14 protein-coding genes and 1 pseudogene are annotated in these 21,353 nt (G+C 72.5%); 12 read left to right on the top strand and 3 right to left on the bottom strand.

From position 1 onward, the window contains the following. Window positions 1-26: 26 nt before the first annotated feature. From ACH4OA_RS02945 to ectB, 7 genes are all read left to right on the top strand, one after another. Window positions 27-1,283, top strand: a complete 1,257-nt coding sequence (locus ACH4OA_RS02945; RefSeq protein WP_397967332.1) for an NAD(P)/FAD-dependent oxidoreductase — start codon at window positions 27-29, stop codon at window positions 1,281-1,283. 69 nt (window positions 1,284-1,352) lie between these two features. Then, the gene (locus ACH4OA_RS02940) at window positions 1,353-1,910 is read left to right on the top strand and encodes a DUF3291 domain-containing protein (RefSeq protein ID WP_397935489.1); all 558 of its coding nucleotides are present in this window, start codon (window positions 1,353-1,355) and stop codon (window positions 1,908-1,910) included. 46 nt (window positions 1,911-1,956) lie between these two features. Next, on the top strand, window positions 1,957-3,930 hold the full coding sequence (locus ACH4OA_RS02935) for a class I tRNA ligase family protein (RefSeq protein WP_397967330.1): 1,974 nt from the start codon (window positions 1,957-1,959) through the stop codon (window positions 3,928-3,930). Continuing rightward, entirely contained in the window at window positions 3,927-5,039 is a 1,113-nt protein-coding gene (locus ACH4OA_RS02930; RefSeq protein ID WP_397967327.1) for an NAD(P)/FAD-dependent oxidoreductase, read from the top strand. Before ACH4OA_RS02935 ends, ACH4OA_RS02930 begins: the two co-directional genes overlap by 4 nt. Window positions 5,040-5,098: 59 nt before the next feature. Then, window positions 5,099-6,400: a lysine N(6)-hydroxylase/L-ornithine N(5)-oxygenase family protein gene (locus ACH4OA_RS02925; RefSeq protein WP_397948120.1), complete on the top strand. Its 1,302-nt coding sequence runs from the start codon at window positions 5,099-5,101 to the stop codon at window positions 6,398-6,400. Between the two features lie 23 nt (window positions 6,401-6,423). Beyond that, window positions 6,424-7,614 (top strand): amino acid:polyamine antiporter, encoded by a 1,191-nt coding sequence (locus ACH4OA_RS02920; protein ID WP_397967325.1) that lies wholly within the window; start codon window positions 6,424-6,426, stop codon window positions 7,612-7,614. Window positions 7,615-7,699: 85 nt separating this feature from the next. After that, window positions 7,700-8,950 carry a diaminobutyrate--2-oxoglutarate transaminase gene (gene ectB / locus ACH4OA_RS02915; RefSeq protein WP_397967324.1) on the top strand — a complete coding sequence of 417 codons (1,251 nt, stop codon included), beginning with the start codon at window positions 7,700-7,702 and terminating at the stop codon, window positions 8,948-8,950. 62 nt (window positions 8,951-9,012) lie between these two features. Here ectB and ACH4OA_RS02910 read toward each other — a convergent pair. Next, window positions 9,013-9,309 (bottom strand): annotated as a pseudogene (locus ACH4OA_RS02910) (histidine phosphatase family protein); the annotation flags it as partial. 224 nt (window positions 9,310-9,533) lie between these two features. Beyond that, a complete protein-coding gene (locus ACH4OA_RS02905; RefSeq protein ID WP_397948117.1) occupies window positions 9,534-10,373 on the bottom strand; it encodes an enoyl-CoA hydratase/isomerase family protein in 840 nt (279 codons plus the stop codon). 107 nt (window positions 10,374-10,480) lie between these two features. Here ACH4OA_RS02905 and ACH4OA_RS02900 point away from each other — a divergent pair, with 107 nt between their 5' ends. The 5 genes from ACH4OA_RS02900 to ACH4OA_RS02880 all read left to right on the top strand — a co-directional run bounded on the left by ACH4OA_RS02900 (window position 10,481) and on the right by ACH4OA_RS02880 (window position 18,083). Next, complete coding sequence (locus ACH4OA_RS02900; RefSeq protein WP_365871940.1) at window positions 10,481-10,873, top strand: helix-turn-helix domain-containing protein; 393 nt, start codon at window positions 10,481-10,483, stop codon at window positions 10,871-10,873. Window positions 10,874-11,094: 221 nt separating this feature from the next. Next, window positions 11,095-11,496 (top strand): CU044_2847 family protein, encoded by a 402-nt coding sequence (locus ACH4OA_RS02895; protein WP_397935480.1) that lies wholly within the window; start codon window positions 11,095-11,097, stop codon window positions 11,494-11,496. Window positions 11,497-11,499: 3 nt separating this feature from the next. After that, complete coding sequence (locus ACH4OA_RS02890) at window positions 11,500-13,764, top strand: trypsin-like peptidase domain-containing protein (protein WP_397967323.1); 2,265 nt, start codon at window positions 11,500-11,502, stop codon at window positions 13,762-13,764. Continuing rightward, complete coding sequence (locus tag ACH4OA_RS02885) at window positions 13,761-14,756, top strand: AAA family ATPase (protein WP_397967320.1); 996 nt, start codon at window positions 13,761-13,763, stop codon at window positions 14,754-14,756. Before ACH4OA_RS02890 ends, ACH4OA_RS02885 begins: the two co-directional genes overlap by 4 nt. A gap of 6 nt (window positions 14,757-14,762) precedes the next feature. After that, window positions 14,763-18,083 (top strand): SAV_2336 N-terminal domain-related protein, encoded by a 3,321-nt coding sequence (locus tag ACH4OA_RS02880; RefSeq protein ID WP_397967319.1) that lies wholly within the window; start codon window positions 14,763-14,765, stop codon window positions 18,081-18,083. A 90-nt stretch (window positions 18,084-18,173) separates the two neighbouring features. On the opposite strand, the gene ACH4OA_RS02875 is transcribed toward ACH4OA_RS02880, so the two are convergent. Further along, window positions 18,174-21,203, bottom strand: coding sequence for a carbohydrate binding domain-containing protein (locus tag ACH4OA_RS02875; protein WP_397967318.1), 3,030 nt, complete (start codon window positions 21,201-21,203; stop codon window positions 18,174-18,176). Window positions 21,204-21,353 lie beyond the last annotated feature (150 nt).

The following is a 21,353-nucleotide window of genomic DNA, read 5'->3' as shown; positions in this document are numbered from 1 at the left end:
GCCCCAGCAGAGAGAGTGGTCGACCCGTGAGCGCCCAGAAGTCCGAGTCCCTGTCGGTGGACGTCGCCGTGGTGGGCGGCAGCCTCGCCGGCTGCGCCAGCGCCATCCGCTTCAGCCAGATGGGATACCGAGTCGCGGTCTTCGAGAAGAAGGCCGTGACCGGGCACTCCTACAAACAGCTGTGCACCCATTTCCTCCAGCCGCACGCGGTGCCGCTCCTGGACGGGCTCGGCCTCGCACACCTCCGCGAGCCCGCCTGGTCGGTCGCGACGAAGGCCGTCTTCGTCACCCCTGGAGGTGTCGTCGAGACGCCGGGCGGCTACGACCCGGAGCAGCCGGGCTCCTACGCGCTGAACCTGGAACGCCGTGTGCTCGATCCCGCCCTGCGCGAGGCCGCGCGTCGGCAGGGCGTGCGGTATCTCCAGGGCACCAGCGTGGAGAGCGTGCAGGAGGACGAGTCCGGCTGGACTCTGGACACGCGAGACGGAACCGGTGCCCAGCAGCGGTACCGGGCCCGGCTGGTGGTGGCCGCGGACGGGCGCCGCTCCAGGCTGGCCGGGCTGCTCGGCAATCCCACCGAGAGCCGCCCGAACGAACGCGTGGCCCTCTTCGCCTACTTCACCGGCATCGAGCACCCGGAGGGCAACCGCTCGGTCTTCATCATGAACGACCGGGACCTGGCCTGCACCTATCCGCTGGTCGACGGCCGGACCGAGCTTGTTCTCTTCGCGGAGAAGTCGCGGGTCGAGAGCTGGCGTGGGACCGAGGGCCGGCTCGAACAATTCCTCAAGTATTTCGACGACCTGGACCAGGCGCCGTCGATGGCCGACGCGGTCCCCGAGTCGCCCCTGCTGGGCTACACCGACTATCCCAGCCAGATCCGCCGGCCGGTCCAGGGCTCCGTCCCGTTCGTCGGCGACGCCGCCCTCTCGCTGGATGCCATGAGCGGCGTCGGCTGCGGATTCGCCTTGCAGTCGGCCGACTTGCTGGCCCGCTCCTTCGCCGGCCGGTCACTGGACGGAGCCGATCGGCGGGCGGGGCTCGCCGACTACCGGGAGAGGTTCGAGAGCACCATCCTTCCGCACGCCGACGGAATCTGCGGGGACTCCCTCGTCGGCAAGGACGAAGCGACACGGCAGCGCATGTTCACGACGATCTGCCGGAGCCCGGAACTGAGCCACAAGTATCTGGCCCTGACCGGCCGCATGGTGCAGCCGGCCGAATTCCAGCAGGCCTTCCTGCGCGGGCTGATGACGCAACGTGTGGGCGCCGCGCGGACATAGCCGCGCCCGGCCCCGGATGCGCGGGGCCGCCCTCACCACACGCAACGAACCAGGGGAGTACGAAGACCGATGCCACGCGTCGCGTTCACGACGTTCGCCATCCTGAAGCAGCCGTACGGACATCCCGAGGTCCAGGAGTTCGACGACCGGACACCGCCCACCTTCGAGCAGGCGGAAGCCAGCCCGGGATTCATCGCCCGGGCGAAGGAAGACCCCGGCCAGAGCCACCTCACCAACTTCGAGCGGGACTGGGGGGAGTGGGGGAAGTTCGACGTCCCGCGCTTCTACACGGGCGGCCGGACCGACGACACCGACAGCCGGGCCTCCACCCTGTCGCTGTGGGCCGATCTGGACTCCGTCTTCTCCTTCGTCTACACCGGCCTGCACCGTTCCACCCTGAGCAAGCGGCACGAGTGGTTCCTGAAGCCGCAGTGGCCGAGCTACGCGGCGTGGTGGGTGTCCGACGACACCATCCCCACCTGGTCGGACGCCTCCCGCCGGCTGGAGCACCTGCACGACCACGGCCCGTCACCCGTCGCCTTCTCCTTCCGCCACCCCTTCGCCGCCGACGGCGCGCCCACGCGGCTGGGCAGCACGGCCGGGCGGCGGGCGGCGGCCGACGCCTGACGCCGGACCACCTCATCCGTTCCACACACCACCAAGGGGCCCCCTTTTGATCACGCGTGCCTTCGACCGGTCGGCGATGAGCTGGTCCTACGAGATGCACCTGCAACCCATGCTGTCCGCGAGCGACATCGAGGGGCTGCCGTTCGGCTCCGTCTTCGGCAGCGTCCCCGCGCACACCGTCTCGAAGCGACATGCCCACCAGGACGGCGAGATGTTCATCGTCCTCGCCGGAAAGGCCGTCGTCGTGCTCGGCGACGAGGAGCGCGAGTTCGGTCCGGGCCAGGTCGTCCACCTGTCGCCCTTCGGCTTCCACGAGATCCGCAACACGTCCGACGAGCCGTTCGACATCGTCTCGATCTACTGGGAACACATACCGAGCGCCGTCGCCGCCCTCGAACAACTGCCCCCGCGCAGCCAACTGGCCGAGCGGTCGCTGGTGTTCTGCCCTCCGCCCACCCCCAACGGCGGCCTGCACCTGGGCCACCTCGCGGGCCCGTACGTCCGGGCCGACATGCTGGTCCGCGCGCTGCGCAGCATGGGCCGCGATGCCCGGTACGTCACCGGCACCGACGACCACCAGTCGTATGTGGCCGCCGCCGCCCGGCTGCGCGGCACGGACCCGGCCGAGGTGGCCACGGCCGAGGGCGACGCCATCGTGGCGACCCTGCGCGCGGCCGGTGTCGGCTGCGACCGGCTCACGCGTCCCGCCGCCGATCCGGAACACGCCGGCCGGATAAGGGAGTTGTTCTCCCGGGTGACCGCCTCACCCGCGGTCACCGAGGAGAAGCGGGATACGGCCTACTGCCCGACGTGCGACCTCTCGCTGCACCAGGCGTTCGCGCGTGGGCACTGCGCACACTGCAGCGCGCCCTGCGACGGCGAGATCTGCGAGGCCTGCGGCCGGCCCAACGATGCCCGGGACCTCACCGGCCTGCGGTGCCGCATCTGCGGTACGCCGGCCGCCACCCGCCCGGAGCCGGGACTGTGGCTGGACCTCGACGCCTACGCGGACCAGGTGCGGGACTACCTGCGCGAGTCCGCCACCGCGCCCGACCTCCAGGCCTTGGCCGAGCGCCTGCTGGACGAGGGCCTGCCCCCGTACCGGCTCGACCGCAGCAGCACCTGGGGTGTCGCCCTGGAGGACGGCCAGACCCTCGACGCCTGGGCGGACCTCGCGCTCACCTTCCTGGATGCCGCCCGCACCGAGTCCGAGCAGAACGGCCCGGCGAAGATCACCCTCTTCCTCGGCTACGACAACAGCTTCTACTACGCCGTCCTGCTGCCGGTGCTGGCCTTCGCCACCGGACTGGCCGAGTTCCTGCCCGCCGCCTTCGTGACCAACCAGTTCCTGCACCTGGGAGACGAGAAGTTCTCCACCAGCCGGGGCCACGCGGTCTGGGCCGACGACGCGCTGGCCGCAGCGGGCCCGGACGCCGTACGGCTGGCCCTGCTGCGTCAGGCTCCGGAAGGGCGCGTCACCCGGATCACCCCGGAGCGCGCCGGCCGGCTCACGCAGGACCCGCTGTACCGCGGCGTCCAGGACTGGCTGACCGGCTTCGCACCCCTCACCGAGGGTAGCGGTGGGCGGGTGCCGGGCACGGGTGCCTGGACGGATGCGCACCGCGAGTTCTACCGGTACCTCAACCTGGCCACCCGCCAGCTCGACGGCCTGCTGCTGCCGGAGTCGTTCAGCGCGCGCGGCTACGTCAGCCAGCTGGAGTCCTTCGTGGCCCGCTGCGCCGAGTTCCAGGCGACGGAGGAGGCGCTGCGGAAGGTCGCGTCGCTGGCCGAGGAGGCCCGCACCAGCCTGGCGCTCGCCTACCTGTCGGCCAAGGTGTTCGCCGCGCTGGCCTGGCCCGTCATGCCCGAACTGGCCCAGCGGACCTGGGACTGGCTGGGCCTGCCCGGACAGCCGGTCCGCGAGGCCGACTGGTCCTTCCTGCCCTCCGGCACCTCCGTCACGTCGGACGCGCCCGGCCTCACGGCAGCCGCGGCCGCCCGTGCGGGCGGGCGGTCGTGAACCAGGCGGGGACGCCGGCCTTCGGGTGCGGCGGCGACCTGCCCACGCGGGCGGACGTCGTGGTGGTGGGCGCCGGGATCACCGGCGCCGCCGTCGCGCACCACCTGGCGCGCCGGGGCGTCCGGGTCGTCGTGCTCGAACAGGCGGCACAGCCCGGCGCCGGTGCCACCGGCCACTCCGGCGGGATGGTGCGCGGCTACGACGACGACCCGGCGATCGCCGCGCTGGCGCTGCCCAGTCTGGCCGCCTACCGCGACCCCGGACGCTGGATGTCGGGACGCGCTCCCCTGCACAGGGCCGGCTCGGTGACGGTAGCCGACCCGGCCCGGGAGCCCGCACTCCAGGAGGCCGCCGGTCGGATCAACGACGCGCTGCACACGTCGGCGCACGTGGTGCGCGGAGCCGCCGAGACCGAGGGAGTACGCCTGGCCGGCGGCATCGCCCTGGTCGAGCCGGAGGCCGGCTGGGTGGCGCCGGCGGAGGTCACCGCGGACTGGCTGCGGCAGGCGGTCGCCGACGGTGCCGCCGTCCACTGCGGCGTACGGGTGCGCGCGGTGGAGGAGGATGGCGGCCACCCCGTGGTCCTGACCGACGCGGGTGTCATCCGGGCCGGAGCCGTCGTCCTGGCGGTCGGGCCCTGGGCGGCCGATCCGCTGCCGAACCTGCGGCCGGTCACCCCCGTGCGCACCCGGTCGGTCCAGGTGAGCATCGTCGAACGCCACCCGGCCACGCCGCCCCACGCGACCTTCATCGACCTGCGCACCGGCCTGTACGCGAAGCCGGTCGGGGCGGACCGGACGCTCATCGGCATGCCGCATCTCGTCTGGGACTGCCCGGTCGACTCGCCGCCCGACCCCGCGCTCGCGCGGGCCACCGTCTCCGCGCTCACCACCCACTTCCCGTGGCTCGCGACGGCGCGGTGCCTCACCACGATCCGCGCCGCGGACGCCTACGCCTCCCCGGAGACCGGTGGTCTGCTGGAGGACACGGGCCTGCCGCACGTGTGGGCGGTGCGGGCCTGGAACGGCGGCGGCGTCAAGACGGCTCCGGAGGCCGGCCGCCGCATCGCCGACACGGTGGCGGCCGATGCCGCTTCACCTGCCGTCTGACAGCCCCCTGTCCGGCCGTACCCACCGCTCGTACTCGCATCCCAGCAAGGGGAAACACAGTGACCCACTGCCATGACGTCATAGGCATCGGCTTCGGTCCGGCCAACCTGGCCCTGGCCATCGCCATCGAGGAAGAGGGCTACGACCTCGACGCACGCTTCCTGGAAGCCCGGCCGGGCCCGTCCTGGCAGAGCGCCATGATGCTCGACGGCTCGGACATCCAGAACCACCCGGTGCGCGACCTGGTCTCGCTGCGCAACCCGCGCAGCCGCTACTCCTTCCTCAACTACCTGTTCGAGAACGGCCGGTTGCTCGACCACCTCAACGTCCCGATGGAGTTCCCGCTGCGCAAGGAGTACGCGCAGTACGTCACCTGGGCCGCCGGCCACTTCAGCCGGCTGGTGGACTACGGCGTGCGTGTCACCGGCGTCGCCCTCGGCCGCGATGCCGCGGGTGAGCCGCACTACACCGTCACCACCTCCCGGGGCGAGACCCTGCACGCGCGGGCCCTCGTGATCGGGACCGGACGCGCACCCTTCATCCCGGCACCGTTCGACGCGGTGGCCTCACCCCGCGTCTTCCACCTGACGCGCTACCTGCCGGCCCTGCGACACCTGGAGGAGCTGGGCGTGGCCGGACCGGGCGACCGCGCGCCGCGCGCGGTGACGGTCGTCGGCGGCAGCCAGAGCGCCGTCGAGCTCACCCTCGACCTCGCGCGACGCTTCCCGCGCGCCCAAGTCACCACGCTGGTGCGGTCGCTGACGCTCCGTGAGAAGGACACCAGCCCGTTCAGCGAGGAGGGGTATTTCCCCGGCTTCACCGACTACTACTACCGTGCTCCCCGCGCACGCAAAGACGCCCTCGACGCGTACATGCGCCTGACCAACTACTCGTCGGCCGACGGTGACGTACTGCGCGAGCTGTACCGGCTGATCTACGAGCAGCGCCTGGACGGCGACCAGCGGGTGTTCGTCAGCGGCAGCCGCCAGGTGCGCGGCCTCGACGTCCGCGAGGACGGTGTCCGGCTCGACGTGGAGGAACTGAACACCGGGGAGTCCGAGGAGCACGAGGCGGACTTCGTCGTCCTGGCCACCGGCTTCCGCGATCTCGGCCCGGCCGGTCACCAGGAGCGCGTGCCCGCACTCATGCGCGAGATCGCCGACGACTTCGCCTTCGACGAGCACGGGTACCTGGCCGTCGGTCCGGACTACGAAGTACAGCCGACGGCTCCGGAAACTCCCGCCCTCTTCCTCAACGGCCTGTGCGAGTCCAGCCACGGCATCGGTGACGCGGGCTCCTTCAGCCTGCTGTCGCTCAGAGCCCAGACCATCGCGGACAGCCTCAGGAAGCGTCTCACGTAATGGAGTCGGCAGGCTTCGGTGCCGTGACCGCGTCGCACCGGCAGGCCGTGGCAGGCGGCGCGGGAACGGCACGCAGTCCGCAGCTCGGGATCGCCGGGCAGGTCTGCCGCGGTGTCCTCGGCGCCGGGATGCTGGTCATGCCCCCCGTCGTCGCGGCCCTGGCCGACGGGCACAGCCTCCTCGTCTGGACCGCCCACCTCCTGCTCGGCGGCTCGGTCAGCCTCCTGCTGGCCGAGCTGGTCCGCACCCGGGTCCGCCCGATGTCGCTGGCGGCTGCCGTCGGCGCCCTGCTGGGCACCTGGGCGGAGCGGACGGTGGACGGCGCGTTCGCCGTCGCCTTCACCGCCGGGCAGGCGGCGATCGCCTGGTTCACCGCGACCTGCCTGCTGGCAGCCGCCGACGGCACGCCGCCGCGCCCCGGAGCAGGCGGCCTGCTGCTCGCGCTCGGCATCCTCGTGGTGGCCGTGTCGGCGGCACTCAGCCCGCTCACCTTCCCGGCCGCCGTGCTCCGGGTGCGTCCCTGGGCTGCCGGGGCCGTGGCACTGGCCAGCGCCCTGTGGGGCCGGCCGGGCGTCGCCGTAGACGGTGCGCACTCGGCGCTGGCTCCGCCGGGGCTCTCCCCGCACGGGGCCCAGTGGCTGGCTCTCGCGGCGTTGTTCTTCGCCGGCGTCGGCTGGGAGGTGGTCACCGGCGTGGTCCCGGCCACCGCTGCCGGGGCGCGGCGCACCGCCATGGGAGTGGGTCTGGGGGCGGCCGGCGTGGCCGCCGTCTCTCTGGGGCTGGCCGCGGCCCAGCGGCTGGCCCCCGGGGCGCCCACGGCTGCGGACCTGCCTCCGGCACCGCTGCGCTGGGTGCTCGCCGGGGCGACGGCCGTCGTGCTGACGTCCTACTGCGTCACCAATGTGCGCACGGCCGCCCGGATCACCTCGCGGCTTCACCCCGGCGGGCGGCGCGTCGCCGAGCGAGGCCCCGCCCGACCCCTCGTCGCGGCCGTCGGCGCCGCCTGCTGTGCCTTCGCCTGGGCGGGCGCCCGGGACGGCGCCGTCCCGCTCCTGCTGCTGGGGCCGGCAGGGGCCGCGGTCATCGGTTACGCCCTGGGCGCCGCCGCCGCGGTGCGCCGCGGCGGGTGGCTCCTGCGGTGCGCCGGAGCCGTGGTCCTGCTGGTGCTCGCCGGGGTGACGACGTGCACCGCATGGTCCCTTGCCGGCGCCTGAGCAGGGGCCCCGGACCGCACCCCTGCCCGCGTCGCCCCGCCCCGACGGCCTTCTTGTCCCCGTACCGTTCCCGAGGAGACCTCTCATGACCGCCACCACCATCGAATCCGAAGTCCGCAGCTACTGCCGGAACTGGCCCGTGGTCTTCGACCAGGGGCGCGGCAGCCGGATGTTCGACCGCGACGGCCGTGCGTACCTGGACTTCTTCGCGGGTGCCAGCGCCCTGAACTACGGGCACAACCACCCCGTACTCAAGCGCGCGCTGCTGGACTATCTCGAACAGGACCGTGTCACGCACAGCCTGGACATGCTGACCACCGCCAAGGAGGACTTCCTCACGGAGTTCGCGGCCCGGGTGCTGGAGCCCCGCGGCCTGGACTACCGGGTGCAGTTCCCCGGCCCGACGGGTACCAACAGCGTGGAGGCCGCGCTCAAACTGGCCCGCAAGGTGACCGGGCGTCAGACCGTCGTCGCCTTCACCGGCGGCTTCCACGGCATGTCGCTGGGGTCTCTGGCCGTCACCGGGAACGCCGCCAAGCGCGCGGGTGCCGGCGTTCCGCTCGGCCACACCTGGCGCATCCCTTACGACGGGTTCGCCGGAGGAGAGGTGTCCGGGCTGAAGCTGCTGGACAGCATGCTCTCCGACAGCAGCAGTGGCATGGATCTCCCCGCGGCCGTCATCGTGGAGACCGTGCAGGGCGAGGGCGGTGTGCATCCGGCCGGTCCCGTCTGGCTCGCCGATCTCGCGGAGCTGTGCTCCCGGCGCGGCATCCTGCTGATCATCGACGACATCCAGATGGGCTGCGGCCGCACCGGGCCCTTCTTCAGCTTCGAAGCCGCCGGGATCGCCCCGGACATCGTGTGCCTGTCCAAGTCCATCAGCGGCTACGGCCTGCCGATGGCGCTCACCCTCTTCCGTACCGAGCTGGACGTCTGGCAGCCGGGCGAGCACAACGGAACGTTCCGCGGCAACAACCCGGCTTTCGTGACGGCGGCGGCCGCCCTGCGGGAGTTCTGGGCGGACAGCACCCTGGAGAAGCAGACCACGACGCGTGACCGCCTGTTCGAGGAGTTCCTGGGCGGACTCGCCGGGCGGCACGCGGCGCACGTGGCGGCCGCACGCGGTCGTGGCCTGGTGTGGGGCCTGCCCTTCCGGGACCCGAGCCTGGCCAGGCGGGTCGCCGCGGAGGCCTTCGCCCGCGGACTCCTGGTGGAGACGGCGGGCTCCAGCGACGAGGTGGTGAAGCTCATGCCGCCCTTGACGGCCACGGACGAGGAACTGGCCGAGGGACTCGCCGTCCTGGAGGAGTCCGTGCACTCGGCTGTGAGCGGCTGACGGTGCCGACTCGTGAGCGTCGTGGGTGATGCCGACCGGGCGCCGGGTGCGTGGTCAGCGGGCGCGGTCCGGCCGGGCGCGTAGCGGATGACGGTGAGCGCCGCGTTGCAGTGATTGAGGCCGAGCCAACGCCACTCGGGCGCGTGCATGGCGTCCCGGACGAGCCAGGCGACCAGGAAGTTGTGGGTGAGGACAAGTTCGTGGGCGAGACCGTGGTGAACGGCCGCGAAGGGGATGTCCCGGAGGCGCCGGCCGAGCAACGTGGCCTGCCGTCGGCCGGTCTCCGTCAGCCCACTCCCGTCCGCTCGTGCCTCACCGTGCCGGACGAGGTGGAGGGAGCGGGTGCCCAGGCCGGTCATGTCGAGCTCCTCTGCGCCCACTGGTGATCCCGCCACCCGTAGACGCCGCCCTCCGAGCGCCGGTTCCCTCCGCCCGCTGATCAACCCGGCGTCCCGGCTCGGGAGAGTCGCGGAACCGGCCGGGAGCCAACGAGAGCCCGGCGGCCAGTCGTTCGCGGTCTGCCGCCCGGGCGGGCCCGGCTGCCTTCCGCGGCCGGTCGTGCCGGGCGGGGACCGGGAGACCGTCAGGGCCGGCGCAGGGCGCTGCGCATCAGTTCCTCGAGGCGGCGTTCACCTGCGCGTGTCTGCGCCCCGTCGCGCAGCCCTCGGTCCATCAAGTGCCGGACGGCGGGCAACGCGATCTGTGTGGCCCACGCGTCGTTCTCGCGGCGGAGTCCGTCCGTGAGGGGTTCGGCGGGCAACGCGCGCTTGGCCGCTTCGACGACACCGGCGGGCAGGCCGGCGATGTTGCGGGCGATACGGTCGACGTACTCGTCGAGCCGGCCGGCCGGCAGAGCCCGGTTGATCCAGCCGTAGGACGCCGCGGTCTCGGCGTCGAACAGGTCCGCGGTGAGCACCACCTCCAGCGCGCGGTTGCGGCCCACGCGGTCACGGAGGTACTGCGTTCCGCCCCCGCCGGGGACGATGCCCATGAGTGCCTCGATCTGGCCCATTTGGGCGGTCTCGGCCGCGGCGAACGCCATGTCCGCCGCGGCTACGAATTCCGCTCCGCCACCGCGGGCCTTCCCGGCGAGCTTCACGATGGTCACCTGGGGCTGGTGACGGAGGAGTTCCCCCACGGACTGGAACACGTTGACGTCCGCCGGCGCCGACGCGGCGAGCTGTTCCAGATCGTCCATCCGTTCCCCGATCCGCATGTCCACATGGGCGAGGAAGAACTCCCGGTCGGCGCTGGAGAAGACGATCACCCGGACCGACGCGTCACCCCGCAAGCCGTCCAGCACCGTGCGCAGTTCACGCATCATCGCCGCGTCGAGCACGTTGACCGGCGGGTTGTCGAAGACGATCCGGGCGACGCCGTCTCCGGTGCTCAGGCGCAGGGTCGAGTAGACATGGGTGGTCAAGAGGCTCTCCATCGGTTACCGGCAGGTGTGTAGGTTCGCCATGCACAGCCACCGTCGGCGACAGCTCTTCCGACCGTCAAGAACGCACTCTGGGAGAACCAAGGATCATGAGGGATACCGGCCCGCACGGTGCCGACGCGGGAACACCCATCGTTTTCCGGGCGGATTGCCCCAGCCGGCCGGTCCTCGACCAGATCGCGGACAAGTGGTCGATGATGGTGATGGCGCTCCTGGACCGGCCGCGGCGGTTCAACGAACTCAAGCGCCACTTGGAGGGTGTGACACAGCGGGTCCTCACCCGGACACTGCGCCGTCTGGAGCGGAACGGCATGATCCAGCGCACCGTGCTGCCGACCTCGCCGGTGGGTGTCGAGTACGCGCTCACGGCGCTGGGCGAGTCCCTGCGCGAGCCTTTCGGGCATCTCTACCGCTGGACTGTCGAGCACGGCGAGGAGATCGAGAACTGCCGTCGGGCGTACGACGGCAGGACCGACGCGTAGCCGGCTCCGTGGAGGGCGCGAGGCCGGCGGGACCGCGCCGGAGGTGTCACGCCGGGCACCAGGCGGCCGGACGGCCGGGCGGTGCGAGGACGTCGAAGCGGGCGATGTGCCGGCCCGGCGGCACCGGGTCCGTACGACGTGCGTCGTGCCGGGGCGCGCCCGGACAGGAATGTTCTCGCGCCGCCTCGCCATGCGACCGGGTCGTCGGACAAGATGTGCGCATGCCTGAGTCTCTTGAAGTGGAGCTCGCTGGAGCGGTGTTACGGCTGGAACTGTCCGACGCCGGGGAGCCCGCGCCGGCTGCCGGTGCGGAGGGCGGGGACGGGGACCGGCCGGATCTCCCGGAGGGCTTCGGCACGGTGACGCCCGTGTCCGCCGCCCGGCGCGGTCGCGCCGCCGTGGTCGCCACGGAGGGCTTGCGGGCCATGCTCAGCCCGCTGGGGCCGCTGCTGGAGGAGGTGCACCGTTCGGTCACCGGCGTCTCCCAGCCGCCCCAGCAGCTCTCGGTCACGTTCGGGATCCAGGTGGGGCAGGACCTCAAGCTGGGCATCGTGGGAGTCAACGGCCAGGCCACGATGACCGTCTCGGCCACCTGGGACGCCGACGCGGCCCGAAGGGACTGACGGATGGGGTGGTTCCGTCAACCCGGCGACGCCGCACCGACGTTGGTATCGGTGTCGGTGTCGGTGTCGGTGTCGGATCCGGCGCCGGGAGACCCGTGTCCCGCCGGTGCAGGGGCGCTGCTGTCCCCGCAGTACGTCCTGACCTGTGCCCACGTCGTCAACGCGGCCCTCGGCCGAACGCAGTTGAGTGCGGAACGGCCCGCGTCCTCCGAACACCTCCGCGTCGTGCTCCGGCACGATGCGGAGGTCCAGCGGATCAGCGCACGGCTGGCGGTGTGGGTGCCTCCGCGCCGGCGACCGGGAAGCCACTCGTGGGAGGGGGACCTGGCGGTGCTCGAACTCGCCGAGCCCGCCGCACCCTCGGCGCGCGCCGTGGCGTGGCAGCCCATGACGGAGAGACTCAGAGTCCGGGCGTGGCACGGCGGTGGCGACCCCAGCACCTTCGCCGACACCACGATCAAGTTCACCGACGGCTGGTACTACTACGCCGACGCCGACCTCAGCGGTGCCTCCGTCCAACACGGTTACAGCGGCGCACCGTTGTTCAAGGCGGACGACCTCACCACCGCCGTCGGGATCGTGACCAGCCATTTGATGACCGACGGACCGCTGTCGGACCGGCAGGTCGTGCGACGCAGCCTCGCGCTGCCCTGGCAGCGCGTGCGCGAGGAACTCGTCCGCGCCGAGGCGCACGACGTGGTCGCGGCCTGCCTGCCCGCTCCCTTCACCGACACGGGGAACGTCCCGGACGGCGCCCTCGACCTGGTGCGGAAACTGTTCGACCACACGGACCAGATGAAGTACCAGGCACACCGGCTGGCGACGGCACTCGGCTACCGCATGGCCGCCGAGGAGCCGGAAACGGCCGGTCCCACCCTGGAAGAAGAACTGACCGTCCTCCTGTTCACCGAGGGACGCGCGCTCGCCACCCTGGCCGAGCTGCTGACCGACACTGTGGACGAGGCACGCCGGGAGACACTCGACCGACTGCTGGGCCTGGGCCTTCCGGAGCAGGGCGTCCGGCTCCTGTCCGTCGGCGAGCACCGCAGACTCCTCAAGCTGCTCAGACGCGTGAACTCCGCTCATCCCACGCTCCTGTGCCAGGCGGCCCGCCACGTCCTGCAACTGGCCCACCACCCGCCCGCGTGGGCGGACCGCGCCGCCGTACCCGAGGCGATGCTGGCGGCGGCCGTCGACGACCTGGACGCGTACCGCTTCCCGCAGGAACAGGACAGCGTCCCGCTGATGCCCCAGTTGCTGCGGCTGGCCGTCTTCCTGTCCGCCGCCGTCGCCGACAGGAGAACGAGCAAGGAACTGGACACCTGGTGCGACGACGTCCGCCGGCGTCTGGGCCGCGACCGGTCCCTGCTGACCGAATGGCGGGCACAGGCTTCCTCGTGGGCCCGGTTCCGGCGGCGGCCGGTGACACGGATCGTGGTCGACCTGTCCCGCGATCCCGCGGGCGCCGAGCGCTACTTCTGTCACATCTGGCGGGTGAGCGAGGGCCGGGCGCCGGAGGGGGCGGGCCTCTCGACCGGGCCGTACACCGCGGAGGAGATCGGCCGGCTGGTCCACACACTGGTCAAGGACCAGGACCATGCCGGAGACGCGCCCGCCCCCTGGATCGACGTGGTGGTGGGACGGGACGATCTCCACCTGCCCGTCGACGGCTGGACGGCCTACAGCACCCGGGACCGCTTCGCCGACCTCGGCCTCCCTCCCCGGCCCGGGCAGCGGCAGCAGAGCCGGGTACTGGGGGCCACCTATCGGACGGCCCTGCGGCTGCGCCGGTTCAGCGCCGACCCCGACCGGGAACGGGCACGGCGCCACGGCCTGCGACGGCGCTGGGCGGCCGGGCGCACGGCCCCGGTCGTCCTCGATGCCGACATGAGCGACGCGGATCTGCTGTCCGCGCTGGACGGCGGACACCGGGACACGGCATGGGCCGTGCTGCACGGTGAGCCGGCGGGCCGCGACTTCCTCCTGCACGTCAGCCTGGCCATGGGAGTCCCCGTGGTGCTCTGGGACCGCGAGGCCGCCGGCCCCGAACACGCGCGGCGGCTCGAGGACATCATCGGCACCACGGCGCTGCCCGACCTTCCGGAGCTGCTCCAGGACTTCCGGAAGGGCGTGTACCACGACGCGGAGCCGTCCCCCGCCCGCCCGGCGATGGTGTGGGACGACCCCGACATGCACCTGCCCGTGCCACCCGACTACGACGATCCCTCTGACGCCCCGAAGAACTGGGAAAGGCTGACTGCCAGGTGACAGCGAAGGATTCCGGGAACGGCTGGCGGCTGTTCCGGGGCGACGGCCGGGTACGCGAGGTGGATTTCCCCGAAGCACCTCCGTGGCGCAGGTTCGGCGGTACCCCGGCCGGAGCCGGCCGGCGGCGCGAACGTCCGTACGTCATCGGGCCCGACGAGGCGGACGTGGTCAGCGCCGCCCTGCTGCTGCGGCGCCCCCTCCTGGTCACCGGGCAGCCCGGCACGGGCAAGTCGTCGATGGCGCACGCCATCGCCCACGAACTGGCCCTGGGCCGGGTGCTGCACTGGCCGGTCAACAGCCGGACCACGCTCCAGGACGGTCTCTACCACTACGACGCGATCGGCAGGCTGCGCGAGGCGGGCCTGCGGCACGACCGGGACGGCGCGCGGGGCACGGCGCCGAAGGAGCCGGACATCGGCTCCTACATCCGCCTGGGGCCGCTGGGGACGGCGCTGCTCCCGGCGGCCCGGCCGCGGGTCCTGCTGATCGACGAACTCGACAAGGGGGACATCGATCTGCCCAACGACCTGCTGACCATCTTCGAGGACGGCGCATTCGAGATCCCCGAACTGGCCCGGCTGACCGGGGAGCAGGACCGGGCCCGGGTGGTGACCGCGGACCCGGGCGGCCGGGCGGACGTCGACCACGGCTGGGTGCGCTGCGCCGAGTTCCCGGTCGTCGTCATCACCAGCAACGGCGAGCGCGACTTCCCCCCGGCCTTCCTGCGCCGCTGCGTCCGGCTCGATCTGCCCGAACCCGACGAGGAACGCCTGCGGGCGATCGTACGGGAGCACCTGGGCGACGGCGTGGGGCCCGGCGAGGAGATCGAAGGGGTCGACGAACTCGTGCGCGCGTTCCTGGCCCGGCGGGCTCGTGGGGAGCTGGCCACCGACCAGTTGCTCAACGCCGTCTTCCTGCGCCGCGGCGGGGTGGAACTGGACGCCGACGGTCTCCTGGAGGCCGTACTGCACCGCCTCGGCGGGACGGTGTAGCCGGAGATGCTCCAGCGGCTGCTGAACGTCCTGGCGGACAGCGGAGCCGGGCTGTCGGGTGAGGAACTCCTCGACGCCCTGTGGCTGGCCGCCCGGCTGCCGCCGGCGCCCGCCACCGCGCTGGCGCGGGCGGCCCGGACATCCGGCGACCCGCCGGACGACGGCCCGCACGCGGGTGACCGGGCCGACGGGCCGCAGGACGCCGGCGACCGGAGCGTGTACGCCCGGCCGAGAGGCGCGTCTCCCCGCGCGCGCCGCGCCCGGGGCGCCCTGCACGGCGGCGCGGTTCCCGCCGCGGACCCCGGCCGGACGTCCGCCGTCCCTCCGGCGGCCCCGGCCGTATCGGTCCGGTCCCCCGGCGAGAAGGCCCTCGGCACGGCGGAACTCGCCCTCGGCCGTGCGCTGCGTCCGCTGCGGACGCACCGGCCCGATCCGCGCCGGCCCGAGCTGGACCTCCCCGCAACGGTGCGGGCCGTCGCCGAGACCGGACTGCCCGACATCGTGCTGCGCTCCTCCGACGCGCAGGGACTGGATCTGGTGATCCTGGTCGACGACGGGGTGTCCATGCTTCCCTGGCAGCGCCTCGCCACCGAGATACGGCTGCTCATGGAACGCAGCGGCGCGTTCCGCCTCGTCCACACCTTCAGCCTGGACACCCGGGCCCCGGAGGGACCGCTGCTGGGCTACCGTCCCTTCGGCACGACTCCCGCCACCCTCCCGCCCTCCGCGGTCGCCGACCCCTCGGGCCGCACCATGCTGGTGGTGCTCAGCGACGGCGTGGGCCGGGCCTGGCGTGACGGCCGTATGCACCGGCTGCTCGGCCGGCTGGCCGCGGTGGGCCCGGTCGCCGTGCTGCACACGCTGCCCCGGCGGATGTGGGACGGCACCGGCATCCGGGCGGAGCACTGGCGGGTGACCACGCACCGCCAGACGGCGGCCAACGCCACCTGGCGCGTCACGGACCCGGTGCTGCCGCCCGCCCTGCGGCCGTTCGACGGCGTACCCGTCCCCGTCCTCGCCCCCGAGCCCGGCGCGGTGACCGCCTGGACCCGGCTCGTCGGCTCCACCGGCACGAGCGCGCTGCTGCCGCTGCTGGCACCCGCGCCCCGGCGCCCCCGGCCCGACGCGCCGGGCGCCGCGCGGACCCGCGCCCCGCGGGAACCGTACGCCGAGGTGCTGCGCTTCCGTTCCTTCGCGTCGGCGGAGGCGTACCGGCTCGCGGCACACCTGGCGGCGGTCGCGCCGCTGCCCGTGCCCGCCATGCAGCTCGTACGGCAGGCACTGGGCGCCACGGTGGACGCGGGCCACCTGGCGGAGGTGTTCCTCAGCGGCCTGCTCCACCGCGTCGGTGACACCGACCGCCCGCCGCAGCAGTGGCAGTTCGACTTCGCCGAGGGAACGCGCCGGATGCTCCTGAGCGCGATACCGCCGCCCGAACTGGTGCGCACCACCCGGGCGGTCACCAGCCGGCTGGCCGAACTGGGCGGCGGCGCACCCACCTTCCTGGCCTGGCTGCCCCACCCGGACGGCCAGGACCACATCACGGCCGGCCAACGGGCCCTGAGCTGGGTGGACCAGCGGGTGATGCGCCGGCTGGGGGTCCCGGTGCCGGACGCCCCGGCGCCCACGGCCGCGCCGCCGCGCTACGACCTCGCGATCCGTACGACGCACTCGCCGCCGACGCCGCCCGGCATGGCGGCGAAGGAAGTGGTGCTCCCCTGGGCGGCCGGCGAGGAGGCCGACCCGGCCGCCATGACGACGGACGCGCTGCGGGCCGGCGCCCTGACACCGGGCGACACGGCCGCGAAGATCGTGTTCGTGGCTCCGCCGGGACCGGCGGCCCTGCCGGTGTACACCGCGGTGGCCGGCTTCACCCACCGGTGGGTGGACGCCTACGCCGACGGCGACGTGCTCGACATGGCCGGTCTCCAGCTCTTCACGGCAGCCCTCGGCGACGTGGCGCGGCCCGCCGGGTTCCTGATGTGGGCGCAGGCCGGCGGACCGCCCGTGGACTGCATGCCCACCGTGCCCTTCTCCGGCGACCCGGACCGGTCGCCGGACGAGGTCACCGTGCGGACCGTGCGGTACGCGGCACGGCTGAGGATGGTTCCGCCGGACAGCGCGTCGGCCGCCCTGCGCATGCTGGCCAGGGTCGCGGCCCTGCGGGCCCGGGGAGACACGGCCTGGCGCCTGCCGGTGCTGTCCACCGGCACCGAGCCGCCGCCGGCGGGCAAGTCGACTGAAGGACAGGGCGTCGACCTGGAACTGATCAGGCAGGCCGCGGACCGGTACCGCAAGGAAGCGGTGAAGGGCGGCGAGACGGTGGAAGTGATACCCGCGCCACGGTTGTCCCCGCTCAACCGGCGCATCGCGGAGGCGAACGCGACGGACCCCGCCGCGCTGCTGCCCCGGCTCGGCGCCGTCACCGAGGACGGGGTGCGCTGGAGCTGTCCCCGCGACCGGGGCGACCACGCGGAGGCCGTCCTCAAGGTGGTCGCCTCTCGTGGGGCCGTCTCCTGCGCACACTGCTACCCGCGCGGGGTGGCGTTCGTCCGGCTGGTCGTGGACACCCTGGGCCTGACGCCCGACGAGGCCGCCGCGTTCATCCTGCACGACTCGGACGGCCCGGCGCCCGGCTCGGCGGTGACCGCCCGTGTCACCGCCCGGAGCCCGGAGGGGTACCGCTGCGCCGTCCGCCATCCCGTGACCGGGCGGGTGGCCGAGGCGGTGCTGCCGGCGCGTGAGTCCGGCGAACTCAAGGACCGCCCGTCGCCGCGCCTGGCGACGGGAAACCGCGTCGTCGCGCTGGTGGTGGAGGCGCGGGACGACACCCTGGTCCTGTCCCTCACCGCCGCCGGCCTGGTGGAGCGCGTCCTCGCCGGCTTCGTGCCCGAGCTGACCACCGGCGAGGTGGCGATCACCGGTATCGCCCGGGTCGCCGGAGCACTCACGAAGATTGCCGCCGCACCCACCCGGCCGGCGAACAGCGTCAGGGGAGCGTTCGTGGGACGGGGAGCCGAGCGGATCAAGGGCGCCCAGCGTCTGCTCTCCGGAGGGCTGACCCGGGAGAAACTGGAGGTCATCGCCTACTCCAGCGATCAGCGTGTCCTGCTGGTCAACGCGCTCGTCTACGCGCAGCCGACCGGCCTCCTCGTCGACCGCCAGCGCGCGGTCGTCGCCGTACCGCCGCACCAGGTCCGCAGCGCCATCGGACGAGGCGGTCTGAACGCCCAGCTCGCCGGCCAGCTCACCGGCCTGTACGTGAAGATCGTGCCGGCGGGAAGCGACCTCCGCAGGGAGATGGACTCCGCGTTCGACGGCGAATAGGGCGCAGTGCACGGCCACTTGGGCTGGACCGCGCGCTCTGGGCGGCCGGCTCCCCGCGTGGTCGTGTCGGGGAACCGGCCGTTCAGGGTGCTACTTGAGGTACGGGCCGTCCGTGCCTATCTTGCCCGGAGCCGCGTTTCTGCCGCCGAGGTCGAGGACGTAGACGCGCAGGTCGCCCTTGCCGGGGGCGGTGACGGTCAGGGTGCCGTTCGTGACCTGCCTGACGTCGCCCGTGACGGCGTCCTTGTAGGTGCCGTTGGGGATGCCGGTGTAGGTGGCGCCGTCGGTGACGGCGACCAGCGCGAAGCTGTCCACGCCGGTGGCGGCGTCGGTGTAGCGGCGTTTGAAGTTCATGCCGCCGCCCGTGATGCCCTCGGTGGAGTACTGGCCCATCTGCAGGGCCGGGATGGCGCGGCGGATCTCGTTGAGCCGCTGGACGTGCTTGACCAGGGGTTGGGCCAGGGTGGTGGCGACCTCGCCGGTGGCGCTCGCGGCCTTGGAGAAGTCGGCGGCGGTGACCGTGCCTTGGAGGTGGTCGCCGTAGTAGGCGCGGCCCGTAGTGGCCAGCGGGCAGCGGGGGCCGCAGTCGATGGTCTTGCCGGCCTGGAACTGGATCTCCGAGCCGTAGTAGAGGGTGGGGATGCCGCGGAAGGTCCACATCAGGGCCATGTTCTCGGCCCAGGCGTCCTGGCCGCCGGTGTAGCGCTCGCTGGACTTGTTGGGTCCGTAGTCGTGGCTGTCGACGTAGACGACGTTGTAGGTGGCGTCGTTGGTGGAGTCGTCGGAGTCCTTGCCGTTGTAGTACGCGTTGTGCGCGTCGCCGAAGTTCATGTGCATGCGCATGTCGATGATGTTCATGCCGGAGAACTTCGAGTGGTCGGGGGTGTGGTAGCTGTTGCCGTCGAGGAAGGCGTTGGCGGACGTGGGCTGCTGGCCGGTGCCCAGTTGCTCTTCGTAGGTGTACTGGTCGAGCGCGGCCTGCACGTCGTCGTCGGTGTACTGCTTGCGTTCCTTCCAGGTGTAGAACTGCGCGGAGTGGTTGACGGAGCCGCGGTTCCACTTGTCGTTGACGAAGGCGGCGACCTCGGCGAAGACGAAGAAGTCCTTGGCCTTGTCCGGCCCCCAGTCCTGGGCGACGCGCTGCTGGATGGCGGGCAGGAAGCGGCGGTTCCAGGTGATCCGGGGGACGTGGACCGCGGTGTCGATGCGGAACCCGTCGACGCCCATGTCGATGTACTTGTCGTAGGCGCCGATGAGGTAGTCCTGCACCTGGGGGCTCTCGGTGTTGAAGTCGGCGAGGTCGTCGGCGAGCCAGCAGGAACGGGAGTCCTCGCCCTCCCAGTTGCCGATCCAGCACTGGTGGTAGTACCGGGACGGGAACATGCCGCTGGTGGGGCTGGGCCACTGGCAGTTGTAGAGGGTGTAGCCCTCGGGGGACTTGGCGCCGGTGGGCTTGCCCCAGTTGAGGCAGGTGTTGCCGGACGGTTCCGCGGTCGACCACAGGTCGCCGTTGTAGTACGACTTGCCGGACTTCGGCTCGACGGTCAGGCCGTCGTACTCGAACCCGGGCTGCTTCTCGTCGTAGAACCAGGACCACTGGGAGTCGCGCACGCCGTACACGGTCGGCACGAACAGGCCCTTGGCGCCCCACCGGGAGCTGTGGTTGTAGACGACGTCCTGGTAGATCTTCATGCCCTTGGCGTGGGCGGCGTTGATCAGGTCCTGGTAGGAGGCGCCCGCCGACTCCAGCCGGGGGTCGACCTTGTAGAAGTCCCAGCCGTGGTAGCCGTGGTAGTCGTAGTCGGAGCGGTTGAGGACCACGGGGGTGATCCAGACGGCGGAGAAGCCGAGGGTCTTGATGTAGTCCAGCTTCTCGACCAGGCCCTTGAAGTCACCGCGGAACATGGGGTCGTTGCCGGCCGCGTTGCCGGAGGAGACGTGCTGGCTGCCGCCGCGGTCGTTGCCGCTGTCGCCGTCGTAGAAGCGGGCGGTCAGCACGAAGTAGATGGGGTCCTTGCGCGGGTCGCCGCCGAGCATCGTGCCCTGTTCGGCCGGCGGTGGAGCCTGGCCGGTCGTCGCGACGGCGGGGGCGGAGGCGGCGGAGAGGTTGCCGGCCGCGTCGAGCGCCCTGACGGTGTAGGTGTAGGAGGTGTTCGCCTCCAGGCCGGATTCGCTGAGCACGGTGGAGCCGACGCTGGTGACCTGGGTGCCCTTGGTGCCGCCCGTGCGGGTCACCTGGTAGCCGGTGACGGCGGTGTCGTCGGTGGCGGGGTCCCAGGTCAGGACGACGGACGTGGCCGTGGCCGCGGCCTTGACGGCGGTGGGGACCGTGGGCGCCGTGGTGTCCGGCGTCTGGGACGCGCAGGGGTCGGTGGCGTTCTTGGTGACCGTCTTGTCCTTCACCGTGCTGACCCCGGTGGACAGCGCGTAGTTGGCGCCGTTGTTGTTGTCCCAGGTGCCGTTGCCGTTGTTGAAGGTGGCCGCCAGCCCGGCCGCGCCGCCGAGGTCCACGCTCTTCTTGAACCATCCCGGGCATGCCTGCTCCATGCCGACGCCCGGTACCGCCGTCCACGCGCCGCCCGTGGGGGCGTAGTGCAGGTTGACGGTGCTCCAGCCCACGGACCGCGCGTAGTAGAAGACGGTCGCGCCGGACGCGGAGGTGGGGGAGGGCGACGGGCCGGGACCGCCGCCGTCGCCGCACGGGTCGCTGTGGGCGATGACGCCGTCCTTGACGGTGAGGGTGCCGGTGCCCAGGGCGTAGTTCTTGCCGCCGTTGTTGTCCCAGGTGCCGCTGCCGTCGGTGAACGTGGCCTGCCAGGTGGAGGCCGTGCCGAGGTCGACGGTCTTCTTCACCCAGTCCGTGCAGCCGGCCTCCATCGCGGTGCCGGGCACCTGGGTCCAGGCAGCCCCGTCGGGAGCGTAATGCAGGTAGAAGTGCGGCCAGTTGTGGCTCTTGGTGGAGTAGTACACCGTCGCCGTGTGGCCGGCCTCGGCGGCGGCGGGCACCGCGTCCACCGTACGGCCGGGCCGGGGCGCGGCGGACAGCAGACCGATCAGTACCGCGACGGCGGCCAGTGCCGCCCAGGGGCGTCTGAGTCGCCAGGGTGTGGTGCGTCTCATCGAGAACTCTCCCAGGGGTATGCCGCGGCCGTGCGGCCGCGGTCTCCGACAAGGGGGACCCGGTGGCGGGCGTCCCCGTGTGGATCTCCGCCGTGAAGCCCTGACGCGCCGCAGGACCGTGGCGATGCAGCGGACGCCGGTGCTGAAAGT

Origin of the sequence: Streptomyces sp. NPDC017095 (genome assembly GCF_044332325.1) — a bacterium.
In the GTDB taxonomy this organism is placed as follows: Bacteria; Actinomycetota; Actinomycetes; order Streptomycetales; family Streptomycetaceae; genus Streptomyces.
The sequence above is the reverse complement of the archived record's forward strand: the minus strand, read 5'-3'. Positions and strand labels throughout refer to the sequence as shown.